Genomic DNA, 15,212 nt, shown 5'->3' with positions numbered 1-15,212 from the left:
TATGCCGATGGCCACATTAGGATTGTTTGTGTTTCAACTTAAAACCGCCCCCTATCAGACCCTGCAAATCAATCGGCGCTGGCGCTATGGGTTCAACAGCCGATTAGGTATCCGACCTGCCTTTCAGTTTATTGGCCTGGATAATGACGATATCACCCTATCCGGGTCACTTTATCCGGAACTGACCGGCGGCAGATTATCCCTGATGACGCTCGAAGCGATGGCGGAAAGCGGTAAAGCCTGGCCCTTTCTGGACGGTGAAGGCAATATTTACGGCATGTTCGTGATAGAAGAAATCAGCCAAAGCAAAAGTCTTTTTTTTGCCGATGGCGCACCCCGTAAGATTGAATTCACCCTTAAGTTAAAACGGGTCGATGATTCCCTCTCCGCGATGTTTGGTGATTTAAATGAACAGATGAAGGGTCTTTTCTAATGCGCTTTTTCAACACGGAAAATATCCCCGCGTTTGCGCTAACGGCGGGCAGCAAAAATATTAATTCGCTGATTGAAGGCCGATTGATGTCACTGACGCTGACCGATAATCGGGGATTTGAAGCCGACCAGCTAGACATTGAACTGGATGATAGTGACGGCAAACTGGCCTTGCCGCGACGTGGGGAAACGCTGACCCTGGCACTGGGCTGGAAAAACGAAAGTCTCATCCCGAAGGGGAAATTTATTGTCGATGAAATCGAATACAGTGGCACGCCTGACCGTCTGACCTTACGCGCCCGAAGTGCGGATTTTCGCGCAACCCTCAATACGCGACGGGAAGCCTCTTATCACCATAAAACCCTGGAAGACATTGTGACCACGCTGGCAAGTCGCAATCAGTTAACTCCCTGTATTGACGCGACGTTTAAACCTATCCGGATTGCGCATATCGACCAGACAAACGAATCGGACGGCGCGTTTTTAACCCGGCTCGGCCAGCAGGAAGGCGCACTGGCGACGGTGAAAAATGACCAGCTGTTATTTTTGCAACAGGGAAAAAGTCAAACCGCCTCGGGCAAAAGGATACCGACGATGACCTTAAGTCGAAAAGACGGGGATAATTATTCGTTTTCACTGGCAGACCGCAGTGCCTATACGGGGGTGATTGCCAGTTGGCTAGATACCCAGCAGCCTGAAAAAAAACACACCGTTAAGATTGCGCGAAAAAAGCCTTCTGCGTCAACCAAAAACAAGCAGGGAGATTATTTTATCGGTGAGGACGGCAATGTACTCGTGCTCTCACACACCTACGCCAATCGGGCTAATGCGGCACGGGCAGCAAAAGCGACCTGGGCAAAAATTCAGCGCGGTATCGCCCGTTTTTCGATTCATTTAGCCAAAGGACGCGCCGATATTTATCCGGAAACCCCGATTAACGTCAGGGGCTTTAAACCGCAAATTGATAACGCCGAGTGGATTGTGGTGAAAGTGACCCACAATCTCAATGACAAAGGCTTTACTACCGCGCTTGAAATGGAAGTAAAAATCACCGATTTGGAGATGAAAAGTCACTAACTTGCTGGTAAAATAGCTGAAAAAAGGAGAATGTCATCATGATGAATTGCCCCCTTTGTGGTCATGCCGCCCATACTAGAACTTCCCAACAAATTTCAGAAAACACCCGCGAACGTTACAACCAGTGTCAGAACATTAATTGTGGGGCGACCTTTGTCAGCCATGAGAGCTTAACGCGATTTATTGCAAAGCCAGGCAAGATTGACCCCGTCACCCCACATTGTACTGGGCAACAAATGTCACTCGCTGTTTAGTCAGAAGTCAAAAACGTCTATAACGCATTTTAAGCGACGATAAAATTTTGGCTGTACAAATTTACGTTTTTATCGAGAAAAGCGCTTAGAATGGATTACAGGCGTTTTTAGAGGGGGTTATGGCGGGTATTTCTGTTTTAATTTTCAAAAATTATTAGATTTAACGATTTTTGGTTTCTGATAGGTAATTTTTGCTGTTCAAAATCGTTCGTTTTCGTACATCCTACAAAACGCCTGTACAAAAATAGGTTAAATTAATTTCGTACATCCTGTATAATAAGTACATCTATTTCGTACAGGAGAAATAAATATGTCACGGGTTTTTGCCTACTGCCGAGTATCCACCTTAGAACAGACCACCGAAAATCAACGCCGAGAAATTGAAGCAGCCGGATTTAACATTAAACCGCATCGAATTGTCGAAGAGAATGTTAGCGGTTCGGTGGCTGCTAATGAAAGAAATGGATTTGTCAGATTAACAGACAGATTAGAAGCAGAAGACGTTCTTGTGGTAACCAAATTAGACCGACTCGGGCGAAATGCCATGGATATTCGCAAAACCGTTGAAAACCTAGCCTCCTTAGGTGTTAAAGTTCACTGTCTTGCATTAGGTGGCGTCGATCTCACCAGCCCAGCCGGAAAAATGACAATGCAGGTGATTTCTGCTGTTGCTGAATTTGAACGGGATTTGCTAATTGAGCGCACTCAGGCAGGAATAGTCAGAGCAAAAGCACAGGGTAAAAAGCTCGGCAGACCTCGATCACTGGACGACAAACAAAGAGAAGAAGTGATATTGCATTTAAAAAACGGTCAAAGCATCAGTTCTCTTGCAAAAATCTTTAATACAACCAGACAAACGATCATGCGAATAAGGGATGCGGAATTTGCTACGGCAAAATATGGGGTTCCGGCGTAGAACCCCTAGCAAAAGAATTTGGCGCATCACGCGAAACCATTTATCGGTATTTGCGGACTGGCTAGGATTGAGGTAGTAGCCTATGAACTTCAGGTCGTGGTTTCTGAGATGCTTGCCAAAGTTCATATTGAGTTTGCATTTCGATCCACATTTCAGCACTTGTACCAATTGCGCTTTCTAGTCTTAAAGCCATATCAGCAGAAATACCTGAATTACCATTCAATATACGAGAAAGAGAGACTCTAGTAACACCTAATGCTTTTGCTGCCTCAGTCACTGAAACGTGGCTTAAATATTCACGTAAAACGATTCCTGGATGAGAAGGGTTATACATTCTAGTCATAATTACCTCAATGATAGTCTTGATAATCAACAAGGATCACGTCCTCACCTTCAAATTTAAACGTTAATCTCCAATTTCCATTAACAGATATTGCCCAGTGACCTTTTAGCGATTCTCCTTTTAATGGATGCAACTTCCAGCTTGGGGCTGACATATCAGAAGGTTTTTTTGCGACGTTTAAGGCGGTTAATTGCACTCGTAACTTTACAGCATGTTTAGCTTGAATCCCTGAAGTTACACCTGTTTTAAAAAATCGCTCAATCCCTTTGTGACGAAAATTCTTAATCATACATCACCTTGTAAAATGTATATATACACTATACAAAATGGTGATAAAAAAATCAATATAAGAGGTTGTATGTTCCTTTCTCTTAAACGAAAAAAATCACCCCAAAAACTCGCCGATGGCGGATTGGATAACTTGATGCGTGAGGTGAATGCGATAGGGGCGTCCACGACGACATTACCCTCTAGTTTTGCTGCACTTGGCATAACAGGTGCGGGCTATTTTGAAACCGACAAAGGCTTGGCGTGGCTCTATGAGCGTGTGTCAATTGTGCGGAAATATATCAACAAAACGTCAGGCGACTGTATCAAGCACTGGCGTACCGTGCGTTTTACGGGCGATGATGAAGCACGAACCGAACAACTGAATGATGTGTTCACGGGCGAAGAAAAGCGCCTTAACATCAAAAAGCACGCAGAACTGGCGTTAAAACTGGCTTCGCTCTACGGCGGTAGTCTGTTAATCGCGGTGACCGACGAAGAAAATCTGGAAAAGCCGCTCAATGTGAACAACGAACAGTTAAAAGGCTTTTTGGTCGTCCGGCAAGGCGAGTATCGCATTCGCAAAATCGCTACCAACATTTTTAGTCCGTACTTTAACAAGCCATTGTTGTTTGAGTTAGAAAGCGCCGAGAAAATACTTGTTCATCACTCCCGTTGTTGTTTGACGGTCGTTAATCAAATTACCAATAGCACCGTTAGAGCGAATGAAAAAGCCAATGATGGTAAAAGCGATATTTTGGCGTTTATCTCTGATTTACTCGGTTATCTTTACGTCAACGATGAAGTGCTTGGCATGTTGCGTGAGATGAAATCCGATATTTTCTTGCTGAAAGATTTGAACACGGGGATCACCAACGGAAGAGGCAAAGAAATTATCGACTGGCTGCAATTGGTATTGCAAGCCAAGAAAAGACACAACGTGTTGATGCTGGATGCAGACAGCCAGTATGAGCAAAAAGAGTTGTCGCTGGCAAATGTTTCAGACATCTGGACAAAAGCGCAAGACCGATTGGCGATTGCGATGGACAGACCGAAAACGATTTTGTTTGGCGATGGGGCAGCCGGATTTTCCACCGGACAGGAAGATTTGCAATCTTACTACGACACCATTTTCGAAATTCAAGAATCCCGTTTGCGCCCGATTATTAACTTCTTCGACAAATTCATTTGTGCCAAGCATGGCATTAGCGAAACGGAAGTCGCCTTTGAATTTGTCCAAATCAAAACGGAAAACAAAGCCGAGTCTGCCACTAATCTGAATACCGTGACCACGGCATTAATGTTGTTGCTGGAACACGGCGTGATTGAGCCACAAGACGCGCTCAATGAGTTAAACCGTCGTGAACTGGTTGACGTGAAAAACGTACCGGAAGTGACGATGATGGCAAACCTACTCAGTGAGGAGGATGACCGTGAATTTACCACCCAAGGGAAAATTAACGGGGAGGGAGTGTAAGCCGATTAATCCGAGTAAGCGCGCAGAAGTCTATTATGCCGCCTCAGTTAAACATCTTATTTCACTTTTTAAGCTCGTGGTTAAGCAAGAAATTGCCAGAGAAAATCAACAAAAAAATCTTGGCGATGCCAGCCCCAATTCTATCCAAAAACGCTTCCAAACCTTTAACCGCATTGTTGACCGTTTTTTAACGATTGACATCAGCGCATTTGCAACACGGGTCGCGCGTAATTTTGCCAACATTACTAATGCGGATAACAAAAAACGGTTAAGCCGTGAATTTGAGTCTGTGATTGCAATTAACCCCGCAGCGGTGTTGGACAGCAAACAAACGCAGGATTTCTTTAACGGCATGATTGGCGAAAACGTCCAGTTGATTAAAGGATTGCATACCGAGTCATTAAGCCATATACAAAAAATTGTGCAATCGATGATAGGCGGCAACAAAACGTTGCGCGACGCCGGAAAGGAAATCACGGCAGCGTTGAATATTCAGCAAAACCGAGGCATGCGAATTGCGATTGACCAAAGCCGGAAAGCGATGGGTGATTTAACCAATCTTCGAATGCAAAAGCTAGGGATTAAGTTGTATCGCTGGTCAGCGGTGATGGATAAACGAAAAAACGGCGGAACCCGTCCCTCTCATGCAGCGATGAATAATCGCATTTGCCGATTTGATGACCCAAGCGTGTATTTCAACGAGAAAACCAAGCTGTGGGAAAAACGAAAACGGATTGGGGGCGTGGAACTTCACCCTTCGCAAGATTTTAACTGTCGCTGCGTTAGCAAAGTAATTTTACAAAGCATAGAAGGATTGAACGATGAACGGCAATAACCGATTGCCTATTGATATTAAGGGCGCACAGCAATTGGAAACGGGTTATCGCATCCCGAGCAAAATTGCCAAAGTGGGGATACAGGAATTTGAAGGCAAAGAACTCTCCAGTCATGTTCCTAATTTGCTCCCCACCCAACGCTACAAGGTTGAGGTATTACCCGAAGACCTTTTTGACGCTGAAACCATCGCCTCGTTTGAGGGAAAACCGCTTACCTTTTTCCATGCACCCAATAACGAGGTGACCAGTGATAACTGGAAGGAAACCGCTATTGGGCATGTGCAGAATGTGAAACAAGACGGCGATTATCTTTCAGCCGATGTTTTCCTTTATGACGCTGAGGCGATTGCTGCCATTAAAAATTACCAAATCAAAGAACTCAGTTGTGGTTACAAGTCGTTTATTGAACCGACTGGCACAACGGGGATTGATTTCAAGAAAACCCATATCAGAGGTGACCACGTCGCAATTGTTGACGAGGGACGCTCTGGACATGATGTCAAACTAGGAGATAGCGCTGTGTCTATGAAAGCAAAACTCGCTGCCGTTAAGGGTCAGCATACGTTGGGGGATGAGGGCGAAACACCCGATACCCTTGATACTCTATTGATTCAGATGAGTGATTACATTCAGTTGCTCACCGAATCCGCCGATGAAGCCACCAAAGAAATTGGCGAGATATTAACGGGATTAATCGGAAAAGCCCAAAGTCTGAATGTGACGCCGTCACCTACCAGTGAGGTTAAGCAAGGCGATGCAGCCAGTGAAATCACCTCCGTGCCTGAAAATACAGAGGTTACCGATGATAAATCGCTGATTGAGACGCTGAAAAAGCAGCTTGAAGAACTGACGGAAAAACTCAAAGCACTGGAGGAAGAAAACGCCCGACTGAAAGCTGAAAAAGAGCTAGCCGAAACGGAAGCCGAAGCGAAGTCAACGTTTGGGGATGTGGCAATTGGACATGCCCGAACCGCACGGCAAATCAAGGAAAATGTGATTATTGCGAAAGGTTTGGTGACACAACAGGAAGCCAGAAAACTCGGCGATTCTGCGATTAACGGTAAGTATGACTATCTCATCAATCGTCAGCGTGAACAGAATAAGCCACGATTAAATCTTGGCGATAGAAAACCCACTAAATCCGCATCACAACGCCTAGGAGGTCGCTAATGGCATTTGGATTCACAAATTGGGATTCCGATAAAGGAACCTTGCGCGCGGGCACAATCTATCGCGCCTCAAGCTCCAATGACAAAGTGTGGGGCGAAGAAAACAACACCACGACTGACCTACCCTACGGCGTGTTTGTGGCGGTGAACCCTGACGGTGGTGTTAAGCCGATTTCTGCTGCCACCGATGTTATCCACGGTATCGTGGTGAGGGATATTTACAGCGAGAAAGCACCACACAACAAGCAAGTCAATATAGGGCATTTTTCCCACGGTGATTGCGTTGGGGCAGCAACGGCAAAAGATGAAACCTTTAAACGGGGCGATAAAGTTTATGTGGTCGCAAAAGGTGACGATGTTGGCAAAGTTTCCAAAACGGCAACAGGCAATATTGATTTGGGGTATTGGGTTGAGAATGTCAGTTCAGGCAGTCAGTGCGTGGCAATAACGCTTGGCTTCATACAAAAGGTAGGAGAATAACCGATGGCAATTGAAGAAGCCTATTTTGAAACGGTGTTGCAAGGAGCGTTAACCGAACGTGACACGCAGCTACAGGAAAAACAGTTACCTGAAATCAATATCGGGGAGGCAATCCCAATCAACGAAGGACTGGATTTTGCCGATGAATACGTAGAATACGGTATTACCGAGGTGTTGGGCTCTGTCAAAGACGGCATTATCGGCAACAAAACCAACTCGCTGGTGACGATTGATAGCACCATTGAGATGTACAAAGCGCCTGTTTGCCAGTGGGCAAAAGCCGTTGTATGGACACAACAGGAGCTTGAAAAAATCAACAAAATCAATATTAATCTGCAAAGCAAAAAACAGGATGATTTGTACGCCAATGCCCTGTCAACGCTGCAATATGCAGGTTACCTAGGACATCAACATGTGAAAGGACAAGAAGGTTTGTTAACAGGCGGTAAAATACAGGTGATGCAAGAAGCATCGGGTAAATCGCTGAAAGATATGACCGCCAATGAGTTTATCAAACTGGTACTGGATGCTTACAACCAAGCGTGGGCAAATTCAGGTTATCGGGTGCAACCAACGCATATTGCGATGGATGCCGCAGATTTCATGCTGGCGATGCAGAAGTTTGATAGCCAAAGCCCCATTGTTGGGACTGATTTACTGCCTGTTTCTGCGATGGACAGGATCATGGCTGCGTTGAGGAAGGCATCGGGTAATGACAGCTTTACGATTACCTTTGTGAAAGTTCCGGCAGGATATGCCAGAGAAATAACCAAAGGCAAAACCCGCTTGGCAATTTACACCTACGACGAAGAGTATGTGGAGATGAAAGTGCATATGCCAGAGTTGTTAGCCGTTCGCCAGCGTGATTTACTGACTTACGAGTGTGGCTATCGTTCCGCCTTTGGTGGGGCAATGTGGAAACAGCCACTATCTGCCGTTTATGCCGATTACAAAACCGCCCCAAAGTCATAGACGGCGGCTTCCCAATCGGAACAACCTTGCCGTCTGATAATTACTTTCCGCAATCACCATCATGAGGGCAAGCCCCTCATTTTTATTTGAATCCTGGAGTCAATGATGAGCTACACAAAAACAAATTGGGAAAATTCACCGTCAACCAAAACCCCATTGAATGCGGAGAATCTCAACAATATTGAAGCGGGGGTATCTGCCCTTCACGAAGCACTGGACGCCGGAACACTTAAGGGTGAAAAGGGAGATAAGGGCGAAAAAGGCACGAAAGGTGATGCAGGGGTTGGCATTAAAAAAATCACCGCTGCCAAACAAGGGAATGTCGTGACGTTGACGATTGAGTTAACGGACGGCACAAAACAAACCCCTTCGTTTGAAGTATAATGTAGCGGATTTTATCCGCTTTTTTTTGGGGGGCTTCATGCAAGAAATGATAAAGAAATTCCGTGATCGTTTTGGCGAACAAACCTTTACCGCCGATGACAACAAATTGTTGCTCTATTTAACCGATGCAGAAAACCGGATGGACAAGAAAGTGTGGGGAGCGATGTATGAGCAAGGCTTGCTGTACCTTACCGCGCATCTGCTTTTTTTGGCGGGCTTCCATGAAAATAGTCCAACCAAGGATTCTCATTCAGCCGATCCGAATGCACTGTTTGGTAGTGAAGGTGTGGGCGATGTCAGTTTCAGCGCCAATTTTTCAGGAACCGAGAATGATTGGTTTAAAACCTCCGCATTTGGTGAGCAATATTTGGTGCTGGAAAGTCGCATAAACAATTACGCCTTGGCAATCGGGATGAACTGGTGATGCTGAAATCAAAATTGCTTGAAAAAGCCAAAAAACAATTTGAGGAACTTAACAAACTGAAAGTGGAAGTGGGCGTATTGGAAAATACCAGACCGTACAAAGATTCCGATATTAGCGTGGTGGAAGTGGCAACGATCCACGAATTTGGCACGGAGAAAATCCCGCCTCGCTCATTTTTGCGCGTACCGATTCGTGATCACCAAAAAGCAATTATTGAAAAGGTGGTAAAAGAAAAATACCGCTTATTTATTTCAGGTGAAATTAGCGCAAAGGAATTTCTGGCTTATACCGGTGAATTATCTGTTGGGTGGTCAATTGAGGCATTTGATACGCAGGGTTTTGGGGCGTGGCCTTTGCATGCTGAAAGCACCAAAGCGCAGTTGAAAAAGAAAGGCGTCATCGAAGCAAGACTACTACAAGATACAGGCGCACTCAAAAAATCGATAACCTACAAGGTGGTGAAAAAATGAGACTGCCCAATATGGCAAGAACCATACGCCGATTTTCGCAACCGTTAACTTTCATCACAGAAGTGATTACTACGAAAGATTTTAAGCCGGACTTTGCGGTGACACGAAAATCGATTGAAGGCGTAATCAGCAGTTTGCCGGATGAAGCCATTAACAAAGATAGTCTCGATTGGTCATTGGAGTATTTCACGGTGCATGTGCAACCGAAGTATGCCGATTTGCTCGGTGTTTACTTGGAGTACAAAGGAAAAATATTCAAATCGATTAACCGCAAAGACTATAGCGACTATGGCTATGTACGCTATGTCTTTGAGGAAGTGAAAGATAGTGAGATGGTAGGAAGGCTCACCCAATGAAAATATATTTCAACGCAGCAATGACGACAGCAATACCAACAGCGAGAATAAGTTTTTTAATCCAATCTAAATCTGTTTTAATGCTTGCCATATCTGACTTAATGCTTTCTGTAGCTACACTTAGATCTTCCTTCGTAACCGTACCTACATTTTGAAATTCAGCAATAACCTCTACGATTTTCTCAGCTTGTTTTTCATCAATTCCTGATTCTTGTAAGGCTTTTATCGCTTTATGGGTGTTCATCGTTATTGTTGCCATCTTTACCTCCAAATTTGGCTTTAGGAATTGCGCTATTTCCTTAATCTTAACGCATTAAGAGGGCGGAATGTCAAATAACACCAATTTACACCACAAAAACTACCAGACACCGATCCAACGACTGGCAATAGTGATTCGAGATACGCTAGAGGTTGCTGAAAACACAATATTTATCGGACGTGAAAATCTGGCGAATCAAGATTTTAATGCGCCTGTTATCAGTATTGAGCAATCTGGCAACAGTGAAGTCAAAGGCTTTAGCGAAACATACCGCCGAAACGTTGAAGTGATGGAATACAGCCAATTCGCCAATGACAGGCTGCAACAAGCCAGTCAAACGATCAATCACATATCAACAAACAGCCAGAAAGTGATCAGCAATTCGGCCTCACAGACCAACAACATCAATGTGAATGTGGCAGGTAGCAACAGGGCAATCGGTCAACAGATTGGCAGGGAGGTTCACAATAATATCCCTATGCTGAGCCAAGACCAGCTGGTACGAGGAGGCGCATTTTGAGTTTTCTCTCTCAAGTCATTTCCAATCACATCTCCAATACGCCCACGCAAAAAATCGGCATCGCGGGATTTACTGCCTATGTCTGGACGGATAAAACCACGCAACGTAGTGCTACCGTCAGCGATATTCCACTGGAAACGGGCGTTGTGATTGCCGATCACATTAACCTTAGCCCTGTGCAAATTTCGATAGGCGGGGTGATTTCCGATTCGTTTTTAAGTTTGCGGAGTGAAAATACCGTCTTTGAGTCTTTCAATCGGCAAATTGGTTTTATTGATAGCTATGTAGGCAATCGGACACAGGCGGTCAGACAAAAAATCAATGACATGAACAGCAAAGCGCAGCAGATCCTGGATTTGAAAACGCAAGTCGAAAACACGGCGCAGGGAATTTATCACACGGTCACAGGCAGCAAATCGGGTAACGGCATTGCGCAACAGTTTGTCGATACGTTCACGGGCATTTTTGAAAATCGGGAATTGATCAGCGTCGATATGGGCTATCAGGTGCTCGATAACATGGCACTGGAAAGTTTCGCCACCTCACAAAGCAATGAGGACAGCTTTTTGCTGTTCACCTTAACCCTGAAGCAAGTGCGCTTTGTCACCTTTGAGCAGGTGAATATCACCCCTGTTGCCAACAAATCCGCCGCAGGGATGAGCAAAACAGGGGCAGCACAAATGAGTGGGGCGAAAAACAACGGGAGCCAAACACCAACCTCCGTAACTTACGATGTTAAAGAAGGCGCCAAAGCCTTTTTTAAGCGTTTTTTTAGTTGGAATTAACATGTACAAAATCGAAAACCTATCAAGCGATCCGATTCAGACGCACACGCTGTTAACCGATATTGACGATATTGAACTGACATTAACGTTTCATCCGAGTATTTCAGCGTGGAATATGGATATTACCTATCGGAATATCACCATTCACGGGGTGGCGGTTTCACTTAACGTACCGCTGCTACACGATAGCCGGTTGCCGTTTACGATTGTGGCTGTCGCCCGTGACAATCCGGATATTGAGCCGTCCTTGCTGGATGATTTTGCCAGTGGCAGGGTCAATCTCTATCTGCTGGTTGGTGAAGAAGAAAAGGAGGCCGTCTATTGAACCGTCAAACGCCGTTTCTCCGTGATTTTGAGTTATTGGTTACTGAAGGCAAAAAAGCAATAAAGATTATCCCTCCGTTTAAAATCGCCTTTTCGTTTTCGAAGGATTTGACCCGTGACCGCCCCAATATCGGGCAAATTTCGTTGTTTAACTTGTCGCCGTCGCGTCGTCATTCGCTGGCGGATTTCCAATACCGCAAGCAGCATATTGCCGCTCAACTTTCAGTAGGTTATCTGACCACGGGTTTGAAGCTCCTGTTTTCCGGCTCTGTCACCAAAGTCACGCTATCAAAGCAAGGCACTGAGATAGTCACCACGCTGGAAATTGCCGATGGTGGGTTTGCTTTTCGTACGGCAACCATCAGTAAAGCCGTGACCGCAAAGTCTGAGGCGGTCGATGCTGCTTTGAGTACCATGACAGGCGTGAAAAAAGGCAAAGTGACCGCGCAATCGCCATTAAGTCGCCCCAAAATCATGACGGGGTTTTCGTTTGATGAATTACGCAAGCTCAAAGATGAGAAAGAGCAGCTCTACATCGACAACGGACAGCTGCATATTCTGAGACGAAACGAGGTGCAAAACGGGAAAGCGGAATTAATCAGTGTGAGTACTGGATTGATGGAAACGCCGACGCTTGACGATAAAAACGTATTGACCTTTAAAAGCGTCCTGAATCCGAATGTATCCATTGGCTATCAGGTGGCGATAGATAGCAAAATTTCACCACATCTTAACGGCGTTTATCGCATTTGCGCGATTGACTACGCAGGGGAAAGTGACACAGGTGAGTGGGCGATGACGTGCCAATGCCAGCAGGAAAAAAACTACGTGGTGGTTAAGGAGAGTAAGGTGTGAATATCGAACTGATGAAAACCATTGCCAATCATATCAAATCTGAAATTGGCTGTGCCTTGATTGCCAAAGTGGTTAAGGTGAATGAAACCACGGTGGATTGTCAGCCTGTCACTAAAAAAAACGTGGTGATTAATGATGAAATTCACGCTATTGCATTTCCGGTTTTTCCCGATGTGCCTGTCTCTTGGTCACAAGGGGGCGGAAGCTACACCGCTTATCCGGTCGCTGTGGGCGATTACTGCATTTTACTCACCTTTGATAGTTGCATTGATAATTGGTGGATAGGCAACGACAACGTGCGCGGGTCAGAAAATCGCTTGCATGATTATAGCGATTGTGTCGCGCTTTTGGGACTTTGCAATCGTAACGGGGCATTTGCCATACCGAAGGTGGCGACAACCGCAGGTGACCATCTTTTTACCCACAATATCCACGTGAAGCTCAATGTCACCATTGACGGTAACCTTGATGTGAAAGGCACTATCACCGCCCAACAAATCGCAGCCCAGCAATCGTTAACAGTGGGCAATATCGATGTTGGCAACCATACGCACGGAGGCGTAGAAACAGGTAATGACAGCACCGGAAAACCAAAATAACCCGAAGGTGATTTTCGTGAAAACAGCAAAGTTAACCGAACACAACGATTGGCGATTTGGTCATTCGCTTGATGATTACCTGATTGACAGCGAGGCAATTCACCAGAATATCAAATCCCGTTTGCAGTGTTTCAAATCCGATTGGTGGCTAGATGTTGAATTTGGCTTGGACTGGCTACAACTACTCGGCAGTCGTGGTACGGGTGAAACCTTGCGCCGTGAAATCTACAAGGTGGCATTAGGGACGGAGGGTGTTGTTCGCGTCGATAAGCTCAATATTAAGGTTGCCGACTTCACCGCACACATTGCGATGGATTACACCGATGTTTTTAACCGAACACGCAACCTTAATCAGGAGGTCAGCCAGTGAATATCAAGTTAGATGAAAACGGTATCACCATCGCAACGCTGCCCGAACTGATTGAAACCTTGATTGCTGAATTTAAAACAATTTACGGCAGTGATATCAATCTTTCACAAGATACGCCGGACGGGCAGCGCGTTGCGATTTATAGCCGGATTACCCACGAATGTTTGGTGTTGGTGAAAAAGCTCTATCAGAACTTGAAGCCCGAACAGGCCGAAGGGCTCCACCTTGATTATTTAGCCAGAATCAACGGGCTGTTACGCAAGGAAAACGAAAGCGACAGCGATTTGCGACGCAGACGGTTAAAAACCTTTGAAAATGCCAGTCAAAGCACGATAGGCGGCATCGCTGCCCGGTTGAATCTGGTCAAAGGTGTGACCGATGCCGTGGTGTACGAAAACACCACCAATGAGAGTGACACACTGAATATTCCGCCTCATTCGATTTGGGTGGTTGTTGAAGGGGGCGAAAATCAGGCCATTGTGGATTGCCTCGCTTGCAATAAAACAGGGGGGACTGGCCTTAAAGGAACAATCAAAGGTAAATACATTGACAAGATAGTGAGATCCGACGGCACGTTTTTTGATGTGGTACACGAATACCGTTTTGACCGTCCTAAAATCACGGAAATTAACATTAAGCTCACCGCCACGCGTGAAAAAGCCAACGAGCCTGTGCCGATACAGGAGATCAAAGACGAACTGGTCAAATCCCTTTATCGCATTGGCGAAAATATCAAGGTGACTGCGCTTTACTGCATTTTGAACCGCATTGCGCGTTCTTATTATATCTCTGACCTACAAATCGCAAAAGATGGCAACACGTGGACGAGTGCCATTTTAAACGCCGATGTTGATGAGAAATTCACCATCGTCAGTGACAACATCGCGGTGAATGAGGTGATCACGTGAGTCTCGAAGAAGAATATCAAAAACTGCTGATCAAGCAGTATTACACCAAACCCAAGGCAAGGGCGGAGATTTCCGCCCTTTTTAATCTGTTCGCGGATTGCTTTGATACCGTTGATGCCTTTCGGGAAGCCTTCAATCTCGAAAAGGCGCAAGGTGACCCGTTGGACATCATCGGCAGTTGGGTAGGTGTCAGTCGCTTCCAGCCAAGCGGTGAGCGCAAAGGCTTTTTTGGCTTTGAAAATCACGCCAAAGCGTTGCCGTTTGGTCAAAAGAGTGGGAAAAAACAAGGGGGCTTTCGCTCCAAATTTGCACAGGATTTTTTGCCGCTGAAATTGCCCGACAAACAATATCGCAGTCTGATTAAGCTCAAAATTATCAAAAACACTGCCCTTGCCACCGCCACCCAAACAGGTGATGTGAGCCTGTCGTCACTGCAACAGGCCGTCAATTTTGCGATGGAAGGCGAAGGCTATTTGATTGACCACCAGAATATGAGCCTCACCCTCGTTATTACGCCAAAAGCAGACCGAGAGTGGCTGGAATTTATCTTACGGCTTGATTTATTACCCCGTCCGCAAGGCGTTCAGATTAACTACGTCACGCAAGAACCCAAAGGCACGTTTGGATTTAAGGGGCATCAGAATGCTATTTCGTGGTACAGCCGTTTTGATACCAACCCCGAAGCAAGCATTGGCTACTTCGCCCAAAAAACGTTTCTTCAAAAAAGGAGATAAC

At 45.5% G+C, this 15,212-nt stretch carries 25 protein-coding genes; 22 read left to right on the top strand and 3 right to left on the bottom strand.

Annotation, left to right across the window (positions count from 1 at the left end):
- Position 1 precedes the first annotated feature (1 nt).
- From ArsFIN_RS22385 to ArsFIN_RS28980, 5 genes are all read left to right on the top strand, one after another.
- A complete protein-coding gene (locus ArsFIN_RS22385; protein WP_026824244.1) occupies positions 2 to 433 on the top strand; it encodes a phage tail protein in 432 nt (143 codons plus the stop codon).
- Positions 433 to 1,509: a phage late control D family protein gene (locus ArsFIN_RS22380; RefSeq protein ID WP_026824243.1), complete on the top strand. Its 1,077-nt coding sequence runs from the start codon at positions 433 to 435 to the stop codon at positions 1,507 to 1,509. Before ArsFIN_RS22385 ends, ArsFIN_RS22380 begins: the two co-directional genes overlap by 1 nt.
- A 38-nt stretch (positions 1,510 to 1,547) precedes the next feature.
- Complete coding sequence (locus ArsFIN_RS22375; RefSeq protein ID WP_026824242.1) at positions 1,548 to 1,763, top strand: ogr/Delta-like zinc finger family protein; 216 nt, start codon at positions 1,548 to 1,550, stop codon at positions 1,761 to 1,763.
- Positions 1,764 to 2,073: 310 nt separating this feature from the next.
- The gene (locus ArsFIN_RS22370) at positions 2,074 to 2,679 is read left to right on the top strand and encodes a recombinase family protein (protein ID WP_135678475.1); all 606 of its coding nucleotides are present in this window, start codon (positions 2,074 to 2,076) and stop codon (positions 2,677 to 2,679) included.
- Complete coding sequence (locus ArsFIN_RS28980) at positions 2,646 to 2,744, top strand: helix-turn-helix domain-containing protein (protein ID WP_135678616.1); 99 nt, start codon at positions 2,646 to 2,648, stop codon at positions 2,742 to 2,744. The genes ArsFIN_RS22370 and ArsFIN_RS28980 overlap by 34 nt, the downstream gene beginning before the upstream one ends.
- On the opposite strand, the gene ArsFIN_RS22360 is transcribed toward ArsFIN_RS28980, so the two are convergent.
- A complete protein-coding gene (locus tag ArsFIN_RS22360) occupies positions 2,741 to 3,022 on the bottom strand; it encodes a HigA family addiction module antitoxin (protein WP_135678477.1) in 282 nt (93 codons plus the stop codon). The genes ArsFIN_RS28980 and ArsFIN_RS22360 overlap by 4 nt on opposite strands.
- A 7-nt stretch (positions 3,023 to 3,029) precedes the next feature.
- On the bottom strand, positions 3,030 to 3,311 hold the full coding sequence (locus tag ArsFIN_RS22355) for a type II toxin-antitoxin system RelE/ParE family toxin (RefSeq protein WP_135678479.1): 282 nt from the start codon (positions 3,309 to 3,311) through the stop codon (positions 3,030 to 3,032).
- Positions 3,312 to 3,326: 15 nt separating this feature from the next.
- Here ArsFIN_RS22355 and ArsFIN_RS22350 point away from each other — a divergent pair, with 15 nt between their 5' ends.
- The 9 genes from ArsFIN_RS22350 to ArsFIN_RS22310 all read left to right on the top strand — a co-directional run bounded on the left by ArsFIN_RS22350 (position 3,327) and on the right by ArsFIN_RS22310 (position 9,857).
- Positions 3,327 to 4,766 carry an anti-CBASS protein Acb1 family protein gene (locus ArsFIN_RS22350; RefSeq protein ID WP_135678481.1) on the top strand — a complete coding sequence of 480 codons (1,440 nt, stop codon included), beginning with the start codon at positions 3,327 to 3,329 and terminating at the stop codon, positions 4,764 to 4,766.
- On the top strand, positions 4,723 to 5,601 hold the full coding sequence (locus ArsFIN_RS22345; RefSeq protein ID WP_167876731.1) for a phage head morphogenesis protein: 879 nt from the start codon (positions 4,723 to 4,725) through the stop codon (positions 5,599 to 5,601). Before ArsFIN_RS22350 ends, ArsFIN_RS22345 begins: the two co-directional genes overlap by 44 nt.
- A complete protein-coding gene (locus ArsFIN_RS22340; RefSeq protein WP_135678485.1) occupies positions 5,588 to 6,772 on the top strand; it encodes a DUF2213 domain-containing protein in 1,185 nt (394 codons plus the stop codon). Before ArsFIN_RS22345 ends, ArsFIN_RS22340 begins: the two co-directional genes overlap by 14 nt.
- On the top strand, positions 6,772 to 7,251 hold the full coding sequence (locus tag ArsFIN_RS22335) for a structural cement protein Gp24 (RefSeq protein WP_135678487.1): 480 nt from the start codon (positions 6,772 to 6,774) through the stop codon (positions 7,249 to 7,251). The genes ArsFIN_RS22340 and ArsFIN_RS22335 overlap by 1 nt, the downstream gene beginning before the upstream one ends.
- Positions 7,252 to 7,254: 3 nt before the next feature.
- Positions 7,255 to 8,223 (top strand): major capsid family protein, encoded by a 969-nt coding sequence (locus ArsFIN_RS22330; RefSeq protein ID WP_135678747.1) that lies wholly within the window; start codon positions 7,255 to 7,257, stop codon positions 8,221 to 8,223.
- 105 nt (positions 8,224 to 8,328) lie between these two features.
- Positions 8,329 to 8,607, top strand: a complete 279-nt coding sequence (locus tag ArsFIN_RS22325) for a hypothetical protein (protein ID WP_167876744.1) — start codon at positions 8,329 to 8,331, stop codon at positions 8,605 to 8,607.
- Between the two features lie 37 nt (positions 8,608 to 8,644).
- Entirely contained in the window at positions 8,645 to 9,031 is a 387-nt protein-coding gene (locus ArsFIN_RS22320) for a DUF4054 domain-containing protein (protein ID WP_135678541.1), read from the top strand.
- Positions 9,031 to 9,501 (top strand): phage virion morphogenesis protein, encoded by a 471-nt coding sequence (locus ArsFIN_RS22315; protein ID WP_135678745.1) that lies wholly within the window; start codon positions 9,031 to 9,033, stop codon positions 9,499 to 9,501. The genes ArsFIN_RS22320 and ArsFIN_RS22315 overlap by 1 nt, the downstream gene beginning before the upstream one ends.
- A complete protein-coding gene (locus ArsFIN_RS22310) occupies positions 9,498 to 9,857 on the top strand; it encodes a hypothetical protein (RefSeq protein ID WP_135678743.1) in 360 nt (119 codons plus the stop codon). The genes ArsFIN_RS22315 and ArsFIN_RS22310 overlap by 4 nt, the downstream gene beginning before the upstream one ends.
- Here ArsFIN_RS22310 and ArsFIN_RS22305 read toward each other — a convergent pair.
- Complete coding sequence (locus ArsFIN_RS22305) at positions 9,847 to 10,116, bottom strand: CCDC90 family protein (RefSeq protein ID WP_135678545.1); 270 nt, start codon at positions 10,114 to 10,116, stop codon at positions 9,847 to 9,849. The genes ArsFIN_RS22310 and ArsFIN_RS22305 overlap by 11 nt on opposite strands.
- 67 nt (positions 10,117 to 10,183) lie before the next feature.
- Here ArsFIN_RS22305 and ArsFIN_RS22300 point away from each other — a divergent pair, with 67 nt between their 5' ends.
- The 8 genes from ArsFIN_RS22300 to ArsFIN_RS22265 are packed head-to-tail and all read left to right on the top strand — an operon-like array spanning position 10,184 to position 15,211.
- On the top strand, positions 10,184 to 10,636 hold the full coding sequence (locus tag ArsFIN_RS22300; RefSeq protein WP_135678741.1) for a hypothetical protein: 453 nt from the start codon (positions 10,184 to 10,186) through the stop codon (positions 10,634 to 10,636).
- Positions 10,633 to 11,421 (top strand): phage baseplate protein, encoded by a 789-nt coding sequence (locus tag ArsFIN_RS22295; protein ID WP_135678739.1) that lies wholly within the window; start codon positions 10,633 to 10,635, stop codon positions 11,419 to 11,421. The genes ArsFIN_RS22300 and ArsFIN_RS22295 overlap by 4 nt, the downstream gene beginning before the upstream one ends.
- Before the next feature lies 1 nt (position 11,422).
- Positions 11,423 to 11,746: a phage baseplate plug family protein gene (locus ArsFIN_RS22290; RefSeq protein ID WP_135678737.1), complete on the top strand. Its 324-nt coding sequence runs from the start codon at positions 11,423 to 11,425 to the stop codon at positions 11,744 to 11,746.
- A complete protein-coding gene (locus tag ArsFIN_RS22285; RefSeq protein WP_135678735.1) occupies positions 11,743 to 12,600 on the top strand; it encodes a baseplate hub protein in 858 nt (285 codons plus the stop codon). Before ArsFIN_RS22290 ends, ArsFIN_RS22285 begins: the two co-directional genes overlap by 4 nt.
- Positions 12,597 to 13,199 carry a Gp138 family membrane-puncturing spike protein gene (locus ArsFIN_RS22280; protein ID WP_135678733.1) on the top strand — a complete coding sequence of 201 codons (603 nt, stop codon included), beginning with the start codon at positions 12,597 to 12,599 and terminating at the stop codon, positions 13,197 to 13,199. Before ArsFIN_RS22285 ends, ArsFIN_RS22280 begins: the two co-directional genes overlap by 4 nt.
- A complete protein-coding gene (locus ArsFIN_RS22275) occupies positions 13,174 to 13,569 on the top strand; it encodes a hypothetical protein (protein WP_135678566.1) in 396 nt (131 codons plus the stop codon). The genes ArsFIN_RS22280 and ArsFIN_RS22275 overlap by 26 nt, the downstream gene beginning before the upstream one ends.
- Positions 13,566 to 14,477 (top strand): hypothetical protein, encoded by a 912-nt coding sequence (locus ArsFIN_RS22270; protein WP_135678731.1) that lies wholly within the window; start codon positions 13,566 to 13,568, stop codon positions 14,475 to 14,477. Before ArsFIN_RS22275 ends, ArsFIN_RS22270 begins: the two co-directional genes overlap by 4 nt.
- Positions 14,474 to 15,211 carry a DUF2612 domain-containing protein gene (locus ArsFIN_RS22265; RefSeq protein ID WP_135678729.1) on the top strand — a complete coding sequence of 246 codons (738 nt, stop codon included), beginning with the start codon at positions 14,474 to 14,476 and terminating at the stop codon, positions 15,209 to 15,211. Before ArsFIN_RS22270 ends, ArsFIN_RS22265 begins: the two co-directional genes overlap by 4 nt.
- Position 15,212: the final 1 nt, after the last annotated feature.

Source organism: Arsenophonus nasoniae, from assembly GCF_004768525.1.
In the GTDB taxonomy this organism is placed as follows: Bacteria; Pseudomonadota; Gammaproteobacteria; order Enterobacterales; family Enterobacteriaceae; genus Arsenophonus; species Arsenophonus nasoniae.
The sequence above is the reverse complement of the archived record's forward strand: the minus strand, read 5'-3'. Positions and strand labels throughout refer to the sequence as shown.